20 protein-coding genes are annotated in these 20,737 nt (G+C 66.4%); 10 read left to right on the top strand and 10 right to left on the bottom strand.

Going from position 1 to position 20,737, the window contains the following annotated elements:
- The first annotated feature begins 50 nt into the window (after window positions 1-50).
- The 4 genes from ftsZ (at window position 51) to lpxC (ending at window position 3,812) form a co-directional block, all read left to right on the top strand.
- Entirely contained in the window at window positions 51-1,250 is a 1,200-nt protein-coding gene (ftsZ, locus tag FBX97_RS26600; RefSeq protein ID WP_141838466.1) for a cell division protein FtsZ, read from the top strand.
- A gap of 138 nt (window positions 1,251-1,388) precedes the next feature.
- Window positions 1,389-1,892: a peroxiredoxin gene (locus tag FBX97_RS26595; protein WP_141838465.1), complete on the top strand. Its 504-nt coding sequence runs from the start codon at window positions 1,389-1,391 to the stop codon at window positions 1,890-1,892.
- A 68-nt stretch (window positions 1,893-1,960) separates the two neighbouring features.
- Entirely contained in the window at window positions 1,961-2,803 is an 843-nt protein-coding gene (locus tag FBX97_RS26590) for a DMT family transporter (protein ID WP_141838973.1), read from the top strand.
- A gap of 73 nt (window positions 2,804-2,876) precedes the next feature.
- Window positions 2,877-3,812: a UDP-3-O-acyl-N-acetylglucosamine deacetylase gene (lpxC, locus tag FBX97_RS26585; RefSeq protein WP_141838463.1), complete on the top strand. Its 936-nt coding sequence runs from the start codon at window positions 2,877-2,879 to the stop codon at window positions 3,810-3,812.
- A 183-nt stretch (window positions 3,813-3,995) separates the two neighbouring features.
- Here the strand turns inward: lpxC and FBX97_RS26580 are convergent, their stop codons facing one another.
- A complete protein-coding gene (locus tag FBX97_RS26580) occupies window positions 3,996-4,496 on the bottom strand; it encodes a DciA family protein (RefSeq protein ID WP_141838461.1) in 501 nt (166 codons plus the stop codon).
- Between the two features lie 255 nt (window positions 4,497-4,751).
- Between FBX97_RS26580 and secA the strand changes: the two genes are divergently transcribed.
- Window positions 4,752-7,535 (top strand): preprotein translocase subunit SecA, encoded by a 2,784-nt coding sequence (secA, locus tag FBX97_RS26575; protein ID WP_141838459.1) that lies wholly within the window; start codon window positions 4,752-4,754, stop codon window positions 7,533-7,535.
- A gap of 86 nt (window positions 7,536-7,621) precedes the next feature.
- On the opposite strand, the gene FBX97_RS26570 is transcribed toward secA, so the two are convergent.
- The 3 genes from FBX97_RS26570 to FBX97_RS26560 form a co-directional block, all read right to left on the bottom strand.
- Entirely contained in the window at window positions 7,622-8,641 is a 1,020-nt protein-coding gene (locus tag FBX97_RS26570; RefSeq protein WP_141838457.1) for a MerR family transcriptional regulator, read from the bottom strand.
- 66 nt (window positions 8,642-8,707) lie between these two features.
- Window positions 8,708-9,763 (bottom strand): AI-2E family transporter, encoded by a 1,056-nt coding sequence (locus tag FBX97_RS26565; RefSeq protein WP_141838454.1) that lies wholly within the window; start codon window positions 9,761-9,763, stop codon window positions 8,708-8,710.
- Window positions 9,764-9,805: 42 nt separating this feature from the next.
- Window positions 9,806-11,440 (bottom strand): DUF945 family protein, encoded by a 1,635-nt coding sequence (locus tag FBX97_RS26560; protein ID WP_185748767.1) that lies wholly within the window; start codon window positions 11,438-11,440, stop codon window positions 9,806-9,808.
- A gap of 166 nt (window positions 11,441-11,606) precedes the next feature.
- Here FBX97_RS26560 and argJ point away from each other — a divergent pair, with 166 nt between their 5' ends.
- The 3 genes from argJ to FBX97_RS26545 are packed head-to-tail and all read left to right on the top strand — an operon-like array spanning window position 11,607 to window position 14,155.
- Window positions 11,607-12,845 (top strand): bifunctional glutamate N-acetyltransferase/amino-acid acetyltransferase ArgJ, encoded by a 1,239-nt coding sequence (gene argJ, locus FBX97_RS26555; RefSeq protein WP_141838450.1) that lies wholly within the window; start codon window positions 11,607-11,609, stop codon window positions 12,843-12,845.
- Window positions 12,846-12,857: 12 nt separating this feature from the next.
- Window positions 12,858-13,742, top strand: coding sequence for an ATP-binding protein (locus tag FBX97_RS26550; RefSeq protein ID WP_141838448.1), 885 nt, complete (start codon window positions 12,858-12,860; stop codon window positions 13,740-13,742).
- Between the two features lie 2 nt (window positions 13,743-13,744).
- Window positions 13,745-14,155, top strand: coding sequence for an NUDIX domain-containing protein (locus FBX97_RS26545; RefSeq protein ID WP_141838446.1), 411 nt, complete (start codon window positions 13,745-13,747; stop codon window positions 14,153-14,155).
- 6 nt (window positions 14,156-14,161) lie between these two features.
- Here the strand turns inward: FBX97_RS26545 and yidD are convergent, their stop codons facing one another.
- The 6 genes from yidD to FBX97_RS26515 all read right to left on the bottom strand — a co-directional run bounded on the left by yidD (window position 14,162) and on the right by FBX97_RS26515 (window position 17,672).
- Complete coding sequence (gene yidD, locus FBX97_RS26540) at window positions 14,162-14,692, bottom strand: membrane protein insertion efficiency factor YidD (protein WP_141838444.1); 531 nt, start codon at window positions 14,690-14,692, stop codon at window positions 14,162-14,164.
- Window positions 14,689-15,069, bottom strand: coding sequence for a tautomerase family protein (locus tag FBX97_RS26535; RefSeq protein WP_141838442.1), 381 nt, complete (start codon window positions 15,067-15,069; stop codon window positions 14,689-14,691). Before FBX97_RS26535 ends, yidD begins: the two co-directional genes overlap by 4 nt.
- A 24-nt stretch (window positions 15,070-15,093) precedes the next feature.
- Entirely contained in the window at window positions 15,094-15,276 is a 183-nt protein-coding gene (gene yacG / locus FBX97_RS26530) for a DNA gyrase inhibitor YacG (protein WP_141838440.1), read from the bottom strand.
- Between the two features lie 27 nt (window positions 15,277-15,303).
- Window positions 15,304-16,059 carry a cell division protein ZapD gene (gene zapD / locus FBX97_RS26525; RefSeq protein ID WP_141838438.1) on the bottom strand — a complete coding sequence of 252 codons (756 nt, stop codon included), beginning with the start codon at window positions 16,057-16,059 and terminating at the stop codon, window positions 15,304-15,306.
- 64 nt (window positions 16,060-16,123) lie between these two features.
- A complete protein-coding gene (gene coaE, locus FBX97_RS26520; protein ID WP_141838436.1) occupies window positions 16,124-16,774 on the bottom strand; it encodes a dephospho-CoA kinase in 651 nt (216 codons plus the stop codon).
- A 22-nt stretch (window positions 16,775-16,796) separates the two neighbouring features.
- On the bottom strand, window positions 16,797-17,672 hold the full coding sequence (locus FBX97_RS26515) for an A24 family peptidase (protein WP_141838434.1): 876 nt from the start codon (window positions 17,670-17,672) through the stop codon (window positions 16,797-16,799).
- Between the two features lie 211 nt (window positions 17,673-17,883).
- Here FBX97_RS26515 and eat point away from each other — a divergent pair, with 211 nt between their 5' ends.
- Together eat and FBX97_RS26505 are read left to right on the top strand one after the other, a co-directional pair.
- Entirely contained in the window at window positions 17,884-19,266 is a 1,383-nt protein-coding gene (eat, locus tag FBX97_RS26510) for an ethanolamine permease (protein ID WP_141838432.1), read from the top strand.
- A gap of 65 nt (window positions 19,267-19,331) precedes the next feature.
- Window positions 19,332-20,723, top strand: coding sequence for an ethanolamine ammonia-lyase subunit EutB (locus FBX97_RS26505; protein ID WP_141838430.1), 1,392 nt, complete (start codon window positions 19,332-19,334; stop codon window positions 20,721-20,723).
- The last annotated feature ends 14 nt before the right edge of the window (window positions 20,724-20,737 follow it).

Here is a 20,737-nt window from a genome sequence, read left to right as displayed (position 1 = left end):
ACGATGAGGTTTTTGGCTTGGGAACGGCATTTTGAGATTAGGAGTTCATCATGGAGTTTGATATGGTCGATAACGCAGCACTGGGCACCGTGATCAAGGTGGTCGGCGTCGGCGGTGCGGGTGGCAACGCGGTGCAGCACATGATCAACAAAGGTGTTTCCGGTGTCGAGTTCATCGCCGCAAACACCGACGCCCAGGCGCTGAATGCGTCGAGCGCCCACAACATCATCCAGATCGGCGATTCCGGCCTGGGTGCCGGCATGCGTCCGGAAATCGGCCGCCAGCTGGCCGAACAATCGCGCGGCCGCATCGAAGATGCGCTGCGCGGCGCGCACATGGTCTTCATCGCGGCCGGCATGGGCGGCGGTACCGGTACCGGCGCCGCCCCGATCGTGGCCGAAGTGGCCAAGAACATGGGTGCGCTGACCGTGGCCGTGGTCTCCAAGCCGTTCTCGTACGAGGGCGACAAGTGCATGCAGGTGGCCGAGACCGGCCTCGAAGAGCTGACCAAGCACGTCGACTCGCTGATCGTCATCCTGAACGAAAAGCTGGAAGACATCTACGAAGACGAATCGATGCTGGACTGGATGAAGCATGCGGACGACGTGCTGAACAACGCCGTCGCCGGTATCGCCGAGATCATCAACGTGCCGGGCCACATCAACGTCGACTTCAACGACGTCAAGACCATCATGAGCGAGCAGGGCAAGGCCATGATGGGCACCGCGACCGCATCGGGCGTGGACCGCGCGCGCATCGCCGCCGAGCAGGCCGTGGCGTCGCCGCTGCTGGACGGTATCGACCTGTCGGGCGCCAAGGGCGTGCTGGTGAACGTCACCGCATCGCGCGGCCTGAAGGGTAAGGAAATCAAGGAAGTCATGGCCGCCGTGCGCGCCTTCGCTGCGCCCGACGCCGCGATCGCCCAGGGCATCGCCTACGACGACGAGATGGGCGACGAGCTGCGCGTGACCGTGGTCGCGACCGGCCTGGGCAAGAACAAGGCCAACATCTCGCTGGTCCAGCCGCAGCAGGTCCTGCGCACCGGCACCTACAACCAGCCGATGATGGCCGGCACCGCGCCGGTCGCGGCCGGCGTGAACATGGGTTCGATCGCCGGTACTGCCGACGTCGGCATGAAGCAGCCGGCCGTGTGGCGCCGCGAGCAGGCATCGGAGCAGGTGCAGGCCATGCAGCGCAACGGTGTCGAGACCTATGACATCCCGGCTTTCCTGCGCAAGCAAGCCGACTAAGCAATAACACTCCTGCCGGGCTGACCACCCGGCACACTCCATGATCCGGGGGCCGGTACTGAACCAAGCAGTACCGGCCCTTCGTTTTTTTAGTGCATACTTGCGGGTTCCTATAACGACAACACAGGAATCTCCACCATGACCATCCAGATCGGCGACCGCCTGCCGGAAGCGACCCTCGCGGAATTCATCGAGACCGAAACCGAAGGCTGCTCGCTCGGCCCGAATACCTTCAACGTGGCCGACCTCGTGAAAGGCAAGACGATTGCCATCTTCGGCCTGCCGGGCGCCTTCACCCCGACCTGCTCGGCGCAGCACCTGCCGGGTTACGTCAAGCTGGCCGACCAGCTCAAGGCCAAGGGCGTCGACGAGATCTGGTGCGTGTCGGTCAACGACGCCTTCGTGATGGGCGCCTGGGGCCGCGAGCAGAAGGCGACCGGGATCGTGCGCATGATGGCCGACGGCAGCGCCGTCTTCACCAGGGCACTCGGCCTCGAATTCGACCTGGTCGCCAAGGGCATGGGCATCCGCTCGAAGCGCTATTCGATGCTGGTGCAGGACGGCGTGGTCAAGCAGCTGAACCTGGAAGCCGGCGGCTTCGACGTGTCGTCGGCCGAAAAGCTGCTCGAACAGCTGGGCTGAGCGTGACGGGGAAGGGCAGCGTCAAGGCCGGCAGCAAACTGAGCGGCAACCTGCGCAGCATCCAGGCGATGCTGGCCGGCGTCGTCATGTTCTCGATCATGGACACGACGATGAAGCTGCTGTCCGCCCATTATCCGGCGATGCAGGTCGCGGCCTTGCGTTCGCTGTCCTCGCTGCCGCTGGTGTGCGCCTGGCTGCTGTGGCGCGGCGGCTTGCGGTCGGCCCTGCAGGTGCGCTGGCCGCTGCACCTGCTGCGCGCCGCGATCGGCATCGTGATGCTGGCGCTGTTCGCCTACGGCGTGCGCGAACTGTCGCTGGCCGAGGCCTATTCGATCTTCTTCATCGGCCCGATCCTGATCACCGCGCTGTCGGTGTTCGTCCTGAAGGAGCGGGTGAATGCGGCGCGCTGGATCGCGATCGCGGTCGGCATGGCCGGCGTGCTGGTCATCCTGCGTCCCAGCGGCGACGGCATGCTGACCCTCGGCGGCCTCGCCATCCTGGCGTCGGCCGTGTGCTATGCGGTGTCGGCCGTCAGCGGCCGCATCCTGGCACGCTCCGACCGCAGCGAGCACATGGTGTTCTGGCTGATGCTGATGATGTCGATCGGTGCCGGCGCATTGGCGGCGCCCGGCTGGGTGCCGGTGCAGGCCGGCGACCTGGCCCTGCTGGCGGTGCTGTCGGTCAGCGGCTTCCTGGCCCAGCTGGCCATCACCGAAGCCTTCAACCACGGCGAAGCCTCGGTAGTCGCGCCCTTCGAGTACACGGCGCTGGCCTGGGGCATCGGCATCGACTGGCTGATGTGGCAAACCTTGCCCGATCAAACCACTTTGATCGGTGCGGCAATCATCGTCGGCAGCGGCTTGTACCTGATTCGCCACGAAACCGCACACGTGGAAGCCGAGCATCCCTGAGAACGTGGTTTTTCAGCCAAGTCGAAAAGAGCGGTCGCCAGCGAACGCGGGCACACCACTATATAATCGGCCCATGCTTAAACAAAGAACCGTCAAACAGCTGGTGCGCACGACCGGCGTCGGCCTGCACTCGGGCACCAAGGTCGAACTGACCCTGCGCCCGGCCGCCGCCAATACCGGAATCGTGTTCCGCCGCGTCGATCTCGACCCCATCGTCGAGTTCCCCTCGAATGCCGACATCGTGGGCGATACCCGCATGGCGTCGGTGCTGACGAAGGGCAACGCGCGCGTCTCGACCGTCGAGCACCTGATGTCGGCTTGCGCCGGCCTCGGCATCGACAACCTGTACGTCGACGTCACCGCCGAGGAAATCCCGATCATGGACGGCTCGGCCTCGTCCTTCGTGTTCCTGCTTCAGCAGGCCGGGGTCGAAGAGCAGGCCGCGGCGAAGAAATTCATCCGCGTGCTGAAGCCCGTGGAAGTGCGCCAGGGCAGCGGCAACAACGAGAAGTGGGCCCGCCTCACGCCCTACGACGGCTTCAAGCTCGACTTCTTCATCGAATTCAACCACCCGGCCGTCGACGGCACCATGCAGCGCGCGAGCGTCGATTTCGGCAAGGTCTCGTACGTGCACGACGTGGCGCGCGCCCGCACCTTCGGCTTCATGCAGGACGTGGAAAGCCTGCGCGGCATGGGCCTGGCCCGTGGCGGCTCGCTGGAAAACGCGATCGTGATGGACGAATACCGCATCCTGAATGCGGACGGCCTGCGCTACGAAGACGAATTCGTGCGCCACAAGATCCTTGATGCGATCGGCGACCTGTACCTGGTCGGCAACCCGCTGCTGGCCAGCTACGAGGCGCACAAGTCCGGACACGGCCTCAACAACCTGCTGCTGCGCGAACTGCTGGCGCATCCGGACGCCTACGAGGTCGTGACCTTTGCCGAGCAATCGCGGGCGCCGCAGTCGTACGGGGCGCAGATGGAGCGGGAGTGGGCGCTGACCTGAGGTCTTCACCCGGCGGCGAACAAGCCGTTAAAGTCGGTATCTACGCGCATTAAGACAACGTCGTCCCTGCGCAGGCAGGGATCCAAGTTCGAGGCACACCAAACAACTTGGACCCCTGCCTGCGCAGGGGCGAGGTTGTTTACTGCAGGCTGTTATCGAATCCCGCGGCTTCGGCAAGACAATCTACTTCCGCTTCTCCGCCAAGCGCCGCAAGGCCGCAATCAAGGGTGCATTCTGCGCCGTCGCCGGCAACGCCTCCCCCAGTTCCTCGAACGCCTGCACCGCCGTCGGTGGCAATTCCAGCACCCGTTTCACGGCCTGCGGCTGCGCCGCCGCCACCGCGCGGCCGACCTGGATCTTGATACGCACCGATTCCACCTGCCAGCCCTTCTTTTGCAGCCCTGCCTGCAGCTTCGGCAACTGCTGCTTGAGCTTGGCCGCCACGGCCGAGGAGGGCACCGCCAGTACCAGCACGCTGTCCTGGAAGGACAATACGTCACAGCCGCCATACATCGGCGGCAGGATCACGCGCAGGTCTTTTTGCAGGTTGCCGATACGCATCGCCGCCGGCAGCAGGGCCGCCAGGCGTTCGTTGGAGCGCAGGAAGTCGGTGGCGCCGAACGCCGTGCGGCGATCGCGCGTGCCGAAGATGGTGTAGGGACGCTGGTTGGAAGAGGACTGCATGCGCCGAACATACCACAGCCGGCCCCGGAAAGCGATGTTGGCGAAATGCACCGGCCGATGCGCAAATCGATGCAATTTGATAATATTTTTTAGTGAAACGCACTTGTGAACTGTGGCGTGGACCCCAAGTGTGGCCAGATCGCATGATAAAATCGGTAGCTTTTTGCCACAGGCGGTCTTCGGGGGATATTCTTTTGATATCATCCCCGGCCTTTTCGAGCTTACTTCTCGCGGCGTACTTATTAAGAACACAGCATGTCATTCCTGACCAAGATTTTCGGCAGCCGTAACCAGAGGCTGATCAAGCAATACCAAAAAACCGTGCGTGAGATCAACGCGCTCGAGCCGCAGATGGAAAAGCTGTCGGATGCCGAACTGAAAGCGAAAACCGCGGAATTCAAGGAACGCGTCGCTGGTGGAACCACCCTCGACGACATCCTGGTCGAAGCCTTTGCGGTCTGCCGCGAAGCTGCCAAGCGCGTCATGAAGATGCGCCACTTCGACGTGCAGCTGATCGGCGGCATGGTGCTGCACTACGGCAAGATCGCCGAGATGGGCACCGGCGAAGGTAAAACCCTGATGGCAACCCTGCCGGTGTACCTGAACGCGCTGTCCGGCAAGGGCGTGCACGTGGTGACCGTCAACGATTACCTGGCGCAGCGCGACGCCGAGCAGATGGGCCGCCTGTACGGCTGGCTCGGCCTCACGACCGGCGTCAACTTGTCGCAGATGGACCACGACACCAAGCAGCAGGCCTACGGTTCCGACATCACCTACGGCACCAACAACGAATACGGCTTCGACTACCTGCGCGACAACATGGTGTACGACGCCAAGGAACGCGTGCAGCGCGCCCTGAACTTCGCCGTGGTCGACGAGGTCGACTCGATCCTGATCGACGAAGCGCGTACCCCGCTGATCATTTCCGGCCAGGCCGAGAACCACACCGACCTGTATCACAAGATCAATGAACTGCCGCCGCTGCTGACCCTGCAGGTCGGCGAAGAAACCCCGGACGGCAAGGGCAAGGTCGAAGTCCCGGGCGACTACACCAAGGACGAAAAGGCGCACACCGTGCTGCTGACCGAGGCCGGCCACGAAAAGGCGGAATCGATCCTGACCCAGATGGGCCTGCTGCCGGAAGGCGCCTCGCTGTACGACTCCGCCAACATCACGCTGGTGCACCACCTGTACGCCGCCCTGCGCGCGCACGTGCTGTACCACAAGGACCAGCATTACGTCGTGCAGAACGGCGAAGTCGTCATCGTCGACGAATTCACCGGCCGCCTGATGACCGGCCGCCGCTGGTCCGAAGGCCTGCACCAGGCGGTGGAAGCCAAGGAAGGCGTGCGCATCCAGAACGAGAACCAGACCCTGGCCTCGATCACCTTCCAGAACTACTTCCGCATGTACGCCAAGCTGTCCGGCATGACCGGTACGGCGGATACCGAAGCCTACGAATTCCAGGAAATCTACGGCCTCGAGACCGTGGTCGTTCCGCCGAACCGTCCGTCGCAGCGCAAGGACCGCCAGGACCAGGTGTACAAGTCGGCCCAGGAAAAGTACGGCGCGATGGTCAACGACATCCGCGACTGCTACGAGCGCGGCCAGCCGGTGCTGGTCGGCACCACCTCGATCGAGAACTCGGAACTGCTGTCCGGCATCCTGAACCAGGCCAAGCTGCCGCACAACGTGCTGAACGCGAAGCAGCACGCCCGCGAAGCGGAGATCGTGGCCCAGGCCGGCCGTCCGAAGATGATCACCATCGCCACCAACATGGCGGGCCGCGGTACCGACATCGTCCTCGGCGGCAACGTCGAGAAGCAGATCCAGTTCATCGACGCCGACGCCGCGCTGGGCGATGCCGACAAGGCCGCCCAGTCGCAGACGCTGCGCGACGAATGGCAGTCGCTGCACGACCACGTGGTCGCCCAGGGCGGCCTGCACATCATCGGCACCGAGCGCCACGAGTCGCGCCGCGTCGACAACCAGCTGCGCGGACGTTCCGGCCGCCAGGGCGACCCGGGCTCCTCGCGCTTCTACCTGTCGCTCGACGATCCGCTCCTGCGCATCTTCGCCGGCGACCGCGTGCGCGCGATCATGGACCGCCTCAAGATGCCGGAAGGCGAACCGATCGAGGCCGGCATCGTGACCCGCTCGATCGAGTCGGCCCAGCGCAAGGTCGAGGCCCGCAACTTCGATATCCGCAAGCAGCTGCTCGAATACGACGACGTCGCCAACGACCAGCGCAAGGTGATCTACACCCAGCGTAACGAACTCCTGGAAGCGGCCGACATCTCGGAACTGATCGCCTCGCTGCGCACCGGCGTGTTCACCGACGTGGTGCGCGCCCACGTGCCGGCCGAATCGGTCGAAGAGCAGTGGGACGTGCCGGCGCTGCAGAACGTGCTGGCCGAGGAATGGGCGCTGGACGTGCCGCTGGCCCAGATGCTGGAGGACGAGCCGAACCTGAACGACGACGACATCCTCGAGCGCGTGCTGGCCGCCGCCGACGCGTCGTACAACGCCAAGGTCGGCATCGTCGGCGCCGAAGCCTTCGGCGGCTTCGAGCGCAACGTCATGCTGCAGAACATCGACACCCAGTGGCGCGAGCACCTGGCGGCGCTGGACCACCTGCGCCAGGGTATCCACCTGCGCGGCTACGCCCAGAAGAACCCGAAGCAGGAGTACAAGCGCGAAGCCTTCGAGCTGTTCTCGAGCATGCTGGACGCGATCAAGAACGAAGTGATCCGCACCATCATGACCGTGCGCATCCAGACCCGCGAGGAAGTCGAGGCGGCGGAAGCGGCGATGCAGGCTGCCGCGGCGCACCTGGAAAACGTCAACTACCAGCACGCCGACTTCGACCCGTCGGCCGAGCCGGAAGAGCTGCTGGCCCCGCAGGCGGCCACCGCGACCGCCACCGCGGTGCCGGACGATCCGTCCACCACCTACATGGGCATGAAGGTCGGCCGCAACGATCCCTGCCCGTGCGGCAGCGGCAAGAAGTTCAAGGCTTGCCACGGCAAGCTGGCGTAATACCAGCCAAAGAAAAAAGCGCCCCGCGGGGCGCTTTTTTTTCTTCATTGTTTTTTATTTCTTCATTGTTTTTTGTTCCTGCATTGTCATTGCGTTGCCGGTTTCGGCATCGCCTGCCGCAGCCACTCGAGCATCGCCTCGCTGATCCCGTTCCCCATGCGCAGCACCGGTTCGGTCGCGCTGGCATGGCGGAAGGCATCCACCGTGGCCGGCTCGGTGCCGACCATGTCGTGGAACAGCGCCAGCCATGCACGTGCCAGCTCGCGCGCACGGGTGCCGGCGGCCTTGGGATCGGCCTGCATCGCCTCGCGCGCCTGCTCGACCAGCAGCGCCCACTCCTTGCCGCGGCCGGCGTGGTGCCGGCGCATCTGCGCGATCACGTCCGGCGCCAGGTACTTGCTCCATACGCCATATTTGAGTTCGGCGATCGCCGCCATCACGTAGCCCATCAGTTCGGGCGACATGCCGAACTGGGTGTGCATCGCTTCCGGTTCGCGCGCCGCCATCGCGTTCACGCGCGAGGCCATGGCGCGGTTGCCGCCGGTGCCGCTCTCGAAGGCGTCGAGCCAGCGCCGCGCGAGGTCGGCGGCAGCGGGCGAGTCGGGCGCTGCCGTGCCCATCAGGGCGGCGGCTTCGTCGACCAGCGCCTTCCACTGCGCCTTGGCGCCGTCGTCGTGGTACATGGGGAGCTGTGCCAGCTCGTCCTGGGTGAAGTATTTTTCGTAGACCATCATCTGCTCCAGTGTGCTCAACCACGTGGACAGGTCCGGCTGGCCGCCATCCGCCAGTTCGGTATGCAGTCGCAGCAACTGCCTGCGCATGTGCGCAGCTTCGCTGATCTGCCGGTCGAGCGCCGCCAGCTGGCGTTCGACGACCAGCAGCGGCGAGCCGGCCGGGCTGTCCAGGTAAAGGCCGATGTCGGACAGGCTCATGCCGAATGCGCGCAGGGCCTGGATCCGGTGCAGGCGCGCCACGTCATCGCGGTCGTAGAGCCGGTAGCCGGCATCGGAACGCGCCGAAGGGCGGAGCAGCCCGATGCTGTCGTAATGATGCAGCGTGCGCACCGTCAGTCCCGCGGCGGCGGCAAGTTCACCTACTTTCAGCATCGGCTTCTCCTTTTCTTCAGCGTGGTACCAGTCTCGAACCTCACGCTGCGTCAGGGTCAAGCACTTTCAACGCGCGCCGCGGAAGCGCTTCTCCTCGTGCCACAGCGTGACGAACAGCGTCATGACCACCGGGCCGACGAACAGGCCGATCAGCCCCAGCGTCTCGACCCCGCCCAGGATGCCCAGCAGGACCGCCAGGAAAGGCAGCTGGGTGGCGCTGCCGATCATCTGCGGGCGTACGAAGTGGTCGGCGACGAACAGGACGATGGCGCCCCACACGGCGATGGCGATGGCGGCAGCCGGATTGCCCTGGTACAGCAGCAGGGCGGCCACGGCGCCGAAGGCCAGCGGCGCGCCGAACGGGATGATGGCCAGCACCCCGGTGGCGGCCGCCCACAGCACCGCCGAGGGCACGCCGGCGATCTGGTAGCCGATGCCGAGCAGGACGCCTTCGGCCAGCCCGACCAGCACCAGGCCGTTGACGGTGGCGCGCACCGCGACCGGCACCTTGAGCGCGTACAGGGTCCAGCGCGACGGCCCGATCAGGTGGGCGCCGATGGCATCGAGCTGGCGCTGCAGCGCCGCGCCGTCCTTGTAGAAGAAAAACAGGCAGACGAAGGCGAACACCACGTCGATCAGGCGGTGCATCACGTTGCTGCCGACCCGCTTGAGCACTTCGCTGGCCGACTGCATGCGCCCGACCGAGCTGTCCTGCAGCAGGTGCGCCAGGCCGTGCGGCTGGCCGAGCGTCGCGCTCCACCAGTCGTGGATCTCGTTGCCGGCGAACGGGATGCGCAGCAGCCAGGCAGGCGGCGCCAGGCCGTCGGTGTTGGCGCTGGCGACCAGCTGGGCCAGCGCCGGCGCCTGGTGCGCGGCCTGGCTCACGCCGACCGCCAGCGGAGTGATGAAGACGACCGCGCCGAGCACGGTGACCAGGGCCGCGGCCAGGATCCCGCGGTTGCCGAGGGCCGCCAGCATGCGCCGGTACAGCGGCCAGGTGGCGATGCACAGGATGGCGGCCCACAGCAGGGGCAGCACGAAGCGCTGCGTCACGAACAGGGCGAAGGCGATGATCGCCAGCGAAAAGCAGGCGCTCACGACATCGCGTTGGTTGTCGGTCATGGAATCCCTCCGGTCAGTGGTCGCATCTTAGCAAACCGGGCCTCAGTGCCCGGTGCCGCCGGTGCCCGCGCTGCGCACCGTTTCGCGCGCCGAGCGCAGTTCGATCGGCTTGCCGTCGCGCAGGGCAGGAATGTAGGTGCACTGGCCCTGCGCCTGCAGCATGGCGCGGTCGTAGTCCGGGAAGCCGCTCGGCTGCGTGACCTGGGCATCCTTCACGCGGCCGTCGACGCCGATGGTGAACTCGATGCGCTGGCGCAGCGCGCGGTCGGCGCGCGTGACCTCGTCCGGGAAGCCGGGCAGGGTGCAGCTGCCATCGACCAGGCGCGCCTGCAGGAAGTTGCCCCGGCCGGGCGCCACGGCGCCCGGGACAGCGGCCGTATCTTGATCCGGCTTCGGCAGCTGGACCGGCTTGCCGTTGGCGGTAAGGACGCCGGTCTTCCACTCCAGCGTCGATACCAGCATGTCGTTCTCGAGGCGCGCGAAGCCCGGCCCGACCAGCTTGCCGACCATGAGATCGGTGATGTTCTGGCGCAGCTGGGCGGCGGCCTGCGGATCGGCGCTGCCGCCGCGCTGCGCGGCCTGGGCCGCGACCTGCCTTGTGGCGATGGTGCCGGCGATCTCGCTCACCAGCGCCATCGGCACCCGGACCTCGAAGCGTCCCACCAGTTTTTTCAGCAGGCGCCCGGCATCGTCCAGGTCGGCCGGCGTGGCGCCCTGCAGCGCGATACGGCCCTTGATGGCGGCCCGCACGCCATGGTAGCTGGCGCCGATCTGGTCGACCTCGATCGCGGTGCCGCGCGCCATCGCGGCCTGGCCGAAGCTGCGCAGCAGCGGCTTGAGGACGGCGAGTTGCTGCTGCGGCGTCAGCGCGGCCAGAGTTTCCTGCCTGGCCTGCTGCCGTTCCTGCAGCGCCTTGAGTTCGGCCATCGCCTTCTTGTCGATGCCGGTCACGCGCAGCGCGAAGCGGATGTCGTCCACCTGTTCGCCGGCCACGGCGACCGAACCGATGCGGGCGTCGTAGGCGATGTCGACGGTCTTCGGCTTTTCGGTCATGCGCGCGGACAAGCGCAGCGCGTTCATGTCCATGCCGACGCCATCCTTGCGGTCCTGGAACTGCGCGGCGGCGATCTGCGCGTCGACGCTGCCGAACCACAGGCCGGCATAGCCGCGCTGCTGCCGGCTGTCGAAGACGATGCCGCGCCAGTGCATGCGCGTGGCGGCGTCTTCGACGGCGACGCGTTCGATGCTGCCATGGCCGCGCACGGTCTTGCCGTCGGGTTCCACGGCCATGTCGAGCAAGCCTTCGCTCCAGTCGACGCCCGTGCCCTGCGGCGAGGTGTATTTCAAGGGGAACAGGGTGGCGCGCCAGGCCTGCCTGCCGGCCGCCGGCGGACGGCGCTCGATGGCGTACAGGCGGTCGGTGCCGAAGGCGGCGCGCAGCTTGTCCGCGGTCTGCGGCGACGGCCGCGCCGCCGCCAGGTGCTCGAACTGCTGCGCCAGCGGCAGCCCGGGATCGATGCCGCGCTGCAGGTCGGCCAATGCAGCCTGTACCGCCTGCAGGGTAGCCGGCGGCGTGGGTACCGGCGGCGCGGACGGTGCCGGAGCCGGATCGGCGAGCGCGGGGAGGGCCGCCAGCAGCGTTGCCGCCAGAGTGGAACGCAAGACCGGAGACATCATGATGGCCATTCCAAAATGTAATGTTTCTTATTATTAAGGACGGCTGAGGAAAAGTCACCAAATCAATGCAACCTTGCGGCGCTCACGACCAGGTCGGTGCGTCCGCGCGTTGTGCGCCGCTGGCGGTACAATACCGGATTCGACAATCTTTCCTTTTGAGAACGCCATGGCCGTCAATTCCCCTCTGCCCGTTGCCGCCGAACTGAAACCCGTCAACGGGATCGAACTCGGCTTTGCCGAAGCCGGCATCAAGAAGCCGAACCGCAAGGACCTGCTCGTGATGAAGCTCGCCGAGGGGGCGACCGTCGCCGGCGTCTTCACCAAGAACCGTTTCTGCGCCGCGCCGGTCCAGATCTGCAAGGCCAACCTGGCCGCAGTGACCGGCGGCGCCAAGCCGATCCGCGCGCTGGTGGTCAATACCGGCAACGCCAACGCCGGCACCGGCGAGCCGGGCCTGGCCAACGCCCGCGCCACCTGCGACGAAGTCGCGCGCCTGCTCGGCATCGACGCCGGCCAGGTGCTGCCGTTCTCCACCGGCGTGATCCTGGAACCGCTGCCGGTGCAGAAGATCGTCGCCGGCCTGCCGGCCGCCATCGCCAACCTGAAGCAGGACAACTGGTTCAACGCGGCGGAAAGCATCATGACCACCGATACCCAGCCGAAGGCGGCCTCGCTCACCACCGGCATCGGCGGCCATATGGTCACCATGACCGGCATCAGCAAGGGCGCCGGCATGATCAAGCCGAACATGGCGACCATGCTGGGCTACCTGGCGATCGACGCCAAAGTGGCGCAGCCGGTGCTGGACGAACTGGTGAAATACGCGGCCGACCGCTCGTTCAATTCGATCACCATCGACGGCGACACCTCGACCAACGATTCCTTCATCCTGGTGGCGACGGGTGCCGGCGACCTGCAGGTCGATTCGACGCAGCACCCGGACTACGAAGCGCTGCGCGACGCCGTCACCGGCATCGCGCGCCACCTGGCGCAGCAGATCATCCGCGACGGCGAAGGCGCGACCAAGTTCATCACCGTCAGCGTCGAGCAGGGCACCGACATCGAGGAGTGCCGCAAGGTCGCCTATTCGATCGCCCACTCGCCGCTGGTCAAGACCGCCTTCTTTGCGTCCGACCCGAACCTGGGCCGCATCCTGGCTGCGATCGGCTACGCCGGCGTGGACGACCTCGACCCGGCCAAGCTGGACCTGTACCTGGACGACGTGCTGGTGGCCAAGGCCGGCGGCCGCAATCCCGAATACAAGGAAGAGGACGGCCAGCGCGTGATGAAGAAGGAAGAGATCGTGGTGCGCGTGCTGCTGGGACGCGGCAGCGCCGAGGCCACCGTCTGGACCTGCGACCTGTCGCACGACTACGTCTCGATCAATGCCGACTATCGTTCGTAAGGCGGTGTGCGCATGAACCAGCTGGAACAGTTCCTGCACCGGGCCGAGGCGCTGCTGGCGCGGGTGGAAAGCCTGTTGCCGCCGGCGGTACCGCGCGAGCCGGACTTCAAGCATTGCCACGCCTTCCGCTGGCGCCGCCGTTCGGGTCCCGGCGGGGGCCACTATCTGCAGCCGGTGACGCATGCGTCGAACATCAGCCTGGACGACCTGCAGCACGTCGAGCGCCAGAAGGCGCAGATCGAGCAGAACACGCGCCAGTTCGTGCAGCAGCGCCCGGCCAACAACGTGCTGCTGACCGGCGCGCGCGGCACCGGCAAATCCTCGCTGATCAAGGCCTGCCTGAACGGCTTCGCCGGCCAGGGCCTGCGCCTGATCGAAGTGGACAAGGCCGACCTGGCCGACCTGCCGGACATCGTCGATCTGGTGGCCGGGCGCCCGGAACGCTTCGTGATCTTTTGCGACGACCTCAGTTTCGAAGAGGGCGAGGCCGGCTACAAGGCGCTGAAAGTGGCGCTGGACGGCAGCGTGGCCGCGCAGTCGGACAACGTGCTGATTTATGCGACCTCCAACCGGCGCCACCTGATGCCGGAAAAGATGTCGGATAACGCCGGCTACCGGCATGGCGAGGACGGCGACCTGCACCCGGGCGAGACGGTCGAGGAAAAGATCTCGCTGTCCGAGCGCTTCGGCCTGTGGCTGTCGTTCTACCCGTTCCGCCAGGACGACTACCTCGACATCGTCGGCCACTGGCTGGCGGGCTTCGGCTGCACCCCGGCGCAGATCGAGGCGGCGCGTCCGGAAGCGCTGCAATGGGCGCTGGGCCGCGGCTCGCGCTCGGGCCGCGTGGCCTGGCAGTTCGCCAAGGATTACGCCGGCAAGCTGCAGGAAGGCGCTTGAGCATGACCGAGGTGTTGAAGAAGCCGGTCGACGTCGCGGTCGGCATCCTGATGCGTCCCAACGGCGACGTGCTGCTGGGCCAGCGGCCCGAAGGCAAGCCCTACGCCGGCTATTGGGAATTCCCGGGCGGGAAGGTCGAAGCCGGGGAAGACATCTTCCACGCGCTGCAGCGCGAATTCCTCGAAGAGCTGGGCATCCGGGTGCTCGACGGCGAACCCTGGTGCTGCGTCGAGCACGTGTACGAGCACGCGCACGTGCGCCTGTATTTCTATATCAGCCGCAGCTGGGAAGGCGAGCCGCAGAGCCTGGAAGGGCAGGCGTTCGCCTGGCAGGGGGCCTATTCGGTGAGTCCGCTGCTGCCGGCGACGATTCCTTTGCTGGCCTGGCTGGATCAGGTGCGCTACGAAGCCTAGCGGGCATCACTCGCGCCGTTCCTGCATCTCCCGCCGCCGGCGCGCCTGCTGTTCGCGCGTACGCTCGGCAATCGCATCCATCTGCGCACTGCGGCCCGGTGTTACCTCGTTGCGGCGCGAGCGCCCGCAATTGCCCGTGTCGCAACCGCAATTGCATACGTCCAGCACATCCAGCACGTTGCCGGCCGTGTCGCAGGCCGCGGACGATCCGTGGCAGGACGGCAGATGGCAGGAAGGCAGGTCGCAGGCCGGCACGTCGCAGGGCGCGTCGCAGAAACCCTGCTGCCGGTGCCGCAGCGGATGGGGCGGTGCCGGTACCCGGGCCGCCTGTGTACGCCGGTGCATGTGCCCGCACAGCGCCAGCCGCCGGTCCAGCAGCCCGAGGCCGCAACGCAGCCCGAAACGCTCGATCACGCGGTAGCCATAGGCCGAGCAGCTCTCGGCCCCGCTCCACACGCGGAAAGCACAGGAAAAGCCCTTCAAGGGCGACAGCCAGCGCTGGTAAGCGCGGATCGCGGCCAGGGCCAGCCTTTTCACGTATGCAGGATCCGCCCGCCCGCGAATGCCCAGTTCTCCCAGGCGGTTTCCTTGAATGCCACCATCACGTTCTCCGGATCCAGCCCCGCCGCGCGCAGCCGGTCCATCAATTCGAGCAGCAGCTTCTTCTTGATCTTCACGCTGCGCCCGACCGACCACAGGATCTCGATCAGGACGAAATCGTCGTTGCGCGCGCCGGCCACGTCCGGGTAGCCGGGATCGAAGCGGAAATCGTCGGCATCGAGTTCCAGCACGCGCTGGAACTTGTCGGTATCGGGGATGCCGGTCGAGACCAGGCTGGCGTGCACGGCGTCGAGCACCTTGGATTTGAACTCGGCGCTTTTCGGCTTGCGCACGGTGAGGGTGACGAGAGGCATTTCAAACCTCCTGCAAGGGAAGGCTTACTGGTCGGGGACGGAGTCGTCCTTGGATTCGCCCGGCGCGGTGCCCGGGATCGTGTATTTCTCTTCGGCCCAGGCGCCCAGGTCGATTTGCTTGCAGCGCTCCGAGCAGAACGGACGGTATTTGTTTGCGGGCGTCCATTCCACTTGGTTGCCGCAGGTTGGACAGGATACGACGGTCATGACAATGAATTACGTAAAAAGTAAGGTTCAGAAATTGCAGAGCGTGAGCTCGAAGGGCACGTCTTCTTCCAGCGGCTTCGGTTTCAGGTCGCCGCCCTGGGTGGTGAAGCGTACCCACAGCATATACTTGTTGGCCGAGATTTCGGGAATCGCCCCCATGCTGTCGTCCATCGACAGGCGCAGCATCTGGTAGACCTTGCCCTGCAACATCTGCTGGTAGCTGCCGGACACCGCGATCATCTTGACCGGGCCGCCCGAATTGCGCAACAGGCGCAGCACCAGCGACAGCGCGTCGAACAGCGGCGCCAGCGGCGCGAACCAGCCGATGATGTCGGCATGGCGCTGCGCGGCCGGGCGCTTTTGCCAGGCGTAATAGGAGGGCAGGTCGAATTCGCAGGCCCCGCCGGGGATGATGGTACGGCCGCGGATGCTCATCAGCCATTCGTTGTCGCGCACGTTCTGGCCGGTCTTGCCCTGGGCGCCGACCAGCGCCGTGCTGACGGCGTCGAGTTCGGCCAGCACGGCATCCAGCATGTCGGTGGCGACGTTGGGATTGCTGCGATAGTTCAGCAGGCTTTGCTTCTGGCGCTCCAGTTCCTGCAGCAGGTCGGACTTGAGGTCGGCGCGGCCGGCCACTTCCAGCATGTCGAAGATCGTCGCGAGCGCCACGTGGTGCTGCAGCGGATGCTCCTGGGCGACAAAGAATTTGAATTTATCGTACAGGTCCTCCAGCCGCAACAACGTGCGAATCCGCTCGTTGAATGGGTATTCGTAGACGATCAAAATGACATTCCTTTGAATATAGGCTGGCAGGCAACCCCATGATTCTGAACCATCGTGGCCAAAATTACAAACGTCCGTTCGGCAAACCGTTCAATCTTGCCGCTTCGGCAAGATATTCGGCATGCAGGCGTTCGACCTGGGGCAGCAGGGCCTCGACCCCGGCATCGTTCAGGATGACGTCGTCGGCGGCCGCCAGGCGCTCGGGGTGCGAGACCTGGGCCGCCATGATGGCGCGCACCTGGGCTTCGTCCAGGCCGTTCCTGGCCATCACGCGCGCCACCTGGGTGGCTTCCGGGCAGTCGATCGCGAGGATGCGCGTCACGCGCTCGCGCCAGCTGCCCGATTCGATCAGGAGCGGCACCACGAAGATGACGTAGGGTCCGGTCGCCACCAGGGCGGCGGCGGCGGTCGCTGCACGGATGCGCGGGTGCAGGATGGCTTCCAGGCGCGCGCGGGCGCCGGGGTCGGCGAATACCAGGGCGCGCATCTTGGCGCGGTCGAGCGCGCCCTCCGGCGTGGCGAAGCCGGCGCCGAATTCGTCCAGCAGGGCCGGCATGGCGGCGCCGTGCGGCGCGGTGAGGGCGTGGGCGATCTGGTCGGTGTCGACGATGGACGCGCCGCGCGCGGCGAACAGGTCGGCGACCGTGGTCTTGCCGCAGCCGATGCCGCCGGTGAGACCGACCGTGAAGGTGGGGGAAACTGGGCCTGGTGTCATGTGTGTCCGGCCCGGCGCAAGGTCAGGGCTGCAGGTAGCCCTGCGCGAAGCGCGTGAGCGGGGTGCCGTAGAAGAGTGCGATCATACCAGCCCCCGCCAGGTAGGGTCCGAAAGGAATCGGATTGTCACGCGATCGGCCGCGGAACACGATCAGGCTCAGGCCGACCACGGCGCCGACCACCGACGACAGGATGATGATGGTCGGCAGCATCGCCCAGCCCATCCAGGCGCCCAGCGCGGCCAGCAGCTTGAAGTCGCCGTAGCCCATGCCTTCCTTGCCGGTGACCAGTTTGAACAGCCAGTACACCGACCACAGCGCCAGGTAGCCGGCCACGGCGCCGATCACGGCGTCGCGCAGCGGCACGATGCCGTCGCCGTTCAGGTTCAGCAGCAGGCCGATCCACAGCAGCGGCAGGGTCAGCTCGTCCGGCAATTCCTTGTGGTCGTAGTCGATCAGCGTCATCGCGATCAACAGGTAAGTGAATACCAGGCCCGCCAGGCCGACCCAGCCGCTGCCAAAATGCCAGACCACGGCCGCCGACAGCGCGCCCGTCACCGCCTCGACGACCGGGTAACGCGGCGAAATCGGCGCCTTGCACTGGCTGCACTTGCCGCGCAAGACCAGCCAGCTGATCACCGGGATGTTTTCCAGCGCGCCGATCTGGTGGCCGCAGTGCGGGCAGCGCGAGCGCGGCACCATCAGGTTGAAGCGGTCCTGGTGCGGCAATTCCTTGCCGGCCTCGTGCGCGATGTAGTTGTCGAATTCGCGCTGGCGCATGATCGGCAGGCGGTACACCACCACGTTCAGGAAGCTGCCGATCAGCAAGCCGAACAGGGCGGCGACGAGGGTCGCGGCGACGACGCCGGGGGCTGCAAAGAGAAAGGTTTCCGGGAGCATAAGGTTCTGAAGGTGAGTGTGATTCCGTGAGTCAACTATTCTAGGGTGTTTTCGCCGCTTTGGGCACCCGGATGAGGCAGCGGTACCACAGGGTTGGGCCACGATTGCCACTTTCCACTAACGCAACCCGCCGCGTCTCCTTACACTGGCATTGCAGCAGGTTACATACCACGCAGCGCAGCGCAGGCCCGACCCGAGAGGACAACGCGACATGACGACACCCACCACGGCGGCGACGGCGCCGGCACTGAAGCAGACGCTCGGGACCCTGCAGCTCTGGGGCATCGCGGTCGGCCTGGTCATCTCCGGCGAGTATTTCGGCTGGAGTTATGGCTGGGCCTCGGCCGGCACGCTCGGGTTTACCGTGACCGCGCTTTTCATCGCGCTGATGTACACCTGCTTCATCTTCAGCTTTACGGAACTGACCACCGCCATTCCCCAGGCCGGCGGTCCTTTCGCGTACAGCAAGGCCGCCTTCGGTCCCGGCGGCGCTTACCTGGCCGGGGCCGCCACCCTGTTCGAATTCGTGTTCGCGCCGCCCGCCATCGCCCTGGCCATCGGTGCCTACCTGAACGTCCAGTTCCCGGCCCTCGACCCCAAGCTGGCTGCGGTCGGTGCCTACCTGGTCTTCATGACGCTGAATATCGTCGGCGTGCAGCTGGCGGCCTCGTTCGAGCTGTTGATGACGGTGCTGGCGATCGGCGAGCTGCTGGTGTTCATGGGCGTGGTGGCGCCGGGCTTCTCGATAGCCAACTTCGTGCGCGGCGGCTGGGCCGGCCAGGACCGCTTCGGGGCGGCGGCGATCCCGGGCATGCTGGCGGCGGTCCCGTTCGCGATCTGGTTCTTCCTCGCGATCGAGGGCGTGGCGATGGCGGCGGAGGAAGCGAAAAATCCACGGCGCTCGATTCCGATCGCCTACGTCAGCGGCATCCTGACCCTGGTGGCGCTGGCGATCGGCGTGATGGTGTTCGCGGGCGGGGCCGGCGACTGGACCCGGCTGGCCAACATCAACGACCCGCTGCCGCAGGCCATGAAGGGCATCGTCGGCGCCGACAGCAACTGGCTGCACATGCTGGTGTGGCTGGGCCTGTTCGGCCTGGTGGCGTCCTTCCACGGCATCATCCTCGGCTATTCGCGCCAGATCTTCGCCCTGGCGCGCGAAGGCTTCCTGCCGCGCTTCCTGGCGCGCATCCATCCGCGCTTCCGCACCCCGCACCGCGCCATCCTGGCCGGCGGCGCGGTCGGCATCGCCGCCATCTTCAGCGACGGCCTGGTCCGGTTCGGCGGCCAGACCCTGACCGCGAACATCGTCACCCTGTCGGTGTTCGGCGCCATCACGATGTACATCGTCAGCATGCTGAGCCTGTTCAAGCTGCGCCGCACGGCACCTGGCATGGCGCGCCCGTTCCGTACGCCGCTGTATCCGTGGCTGCCGGGGTTCGCGCTGTTCGCGGCCGTGGTCTGCCTGGTCACCATGGTCTATTACAACTTCCTGATCTTTTGCGTGTACGCGGCGCTGCTGGCGCTCGGCTACCTGGTGTTCCTGCTCGGGCGCGGCAAGCGGGCGGCGCAGGCCGGGGCCGAGACCGCCTGACCCGGCAACGCAACGGACGGGCACCGGCGGCCGCGGCGGCCTACAATGAGGAAAAGGGGAATGCCATGAGCCGAACCACCCATACGATAGGCAGCCGCACCTACGCCTTCGCCGACCTGCGCACGCTGCTGGCCAAGGCCAGTCCGGCGCGCTCGGGCGACCACCTGGCCGGCCTGGCGGCCGGCAGCAGCGAAGAGCGCGTGGCGGCCCAGATGGCGCTGGCCGCGCTGCCCTTGCGCACCTTCCTGAACGAAGCCGTGGTGCCCTACGAGGACGACGAGGTCACGCGCCTGATCGTCGACGGCCACGACGCGGCGGCCTTCCAGCCGGTCGCCCATCTCACCGTCGGCGACTTCCGCAACTGGCTGCTGGGCGACGCCGCCGACGAGGCGACGCTGGCCGCGCTGGCACCCGGCATCACGCCGGAGATGGCGGCGGCCGTGTCCAAGATCATGCGCATCCAGGACCTGGTGCTGGTGGCGAGAAAATGCCGCGTCGTCACGCGCTTTCGCAACACGATCGGCCTGGCCGGCACGCTGTCGACCCGGCTGCAGCCGAACCACCCGCTGGACGACGCGTCCGGCATCGCCGCCAGCCTGCTCGACGGCCTGCTGTACGGCAGCGGCGACGCCGTCATCGGCATCAATCCCGCCACAGACAATGTGCCGCAGGTGGTGCGCATCCTGGGCATGCTGGACGAAGTCATCGCCCGCTACCGCATCCCGACCCAGAGCTGCGTGCTGACCCACGTCACCAACACGCTGGCCGCGATCGAGCGCGGGGCGCCGGTCGACCTGGTGTTCCAGTCGATCGCCGGCACCGAGGCGGCCAACCGCAGTTTCGGCATCGACCTGGCGCTGCTGGCCGAGGCCCATGAGGCGGCGCTGGCGCTCGGGCGCGGCACCGTGGGCGACAACGTGATGTACTTCGAGACCGGCCAGGGCAGCGCGCTGTCGGCAGGCGCCCACCACGGCGTCGACCAGCAGACCTGCGAGGCGCGCGCCTACGCGGTGGCGCGGGCATACAAGCCGCTGCTGGTGAACAGCGTGGTCGGCTTCATCGGGCCGGAATACCTGTACGACGGCAAGCAGATCGCGCGCGCCGGCCTGGAAGACCATTTCTGCGGCAAGCTGCTCGGCCTGCCGATGGGCGTCGACGTCTGCTACACCAACCACGCCGAGGCCGACCAGGACGACATGGACGTGCTCCTGACCATGCTGGGCGTGGCCGGCTGCACCTATGTGATGGGCGTGCCGGGCGCCGACGACATCATGCTGAATTACCAGACCACGTCCTTCCACGATGCCCTGTACGCGCGCCGCGTACTCGGCTTGCGGCCGGCGCCGGAATTCGAGGACTGGCTGCGCACGATGCAGATCGCCGAACGCTACGACCGGCCGGGGCAGGGCGTGCCGCCGGCCTTCCAGCCGGCGCTGCAGCGCCTGCGTCTTTCCTGAATCGAGGAGATGCC

The sequence above is a fragment of the Herbaspirillum sp. SJZ107 genome (assembly GCF_006715485.1).
Classification (GTDB): domain Bacteria; phylum Pseudomonadota; class Gammaproteobacteria; order Burkholderiales; family Burkholderiaceae_D; genus Telluria.
Note: the sequence above shows the minus strand (reverse complement) of the source record. Positions and strands in the feature narration are given on the sequence as shown.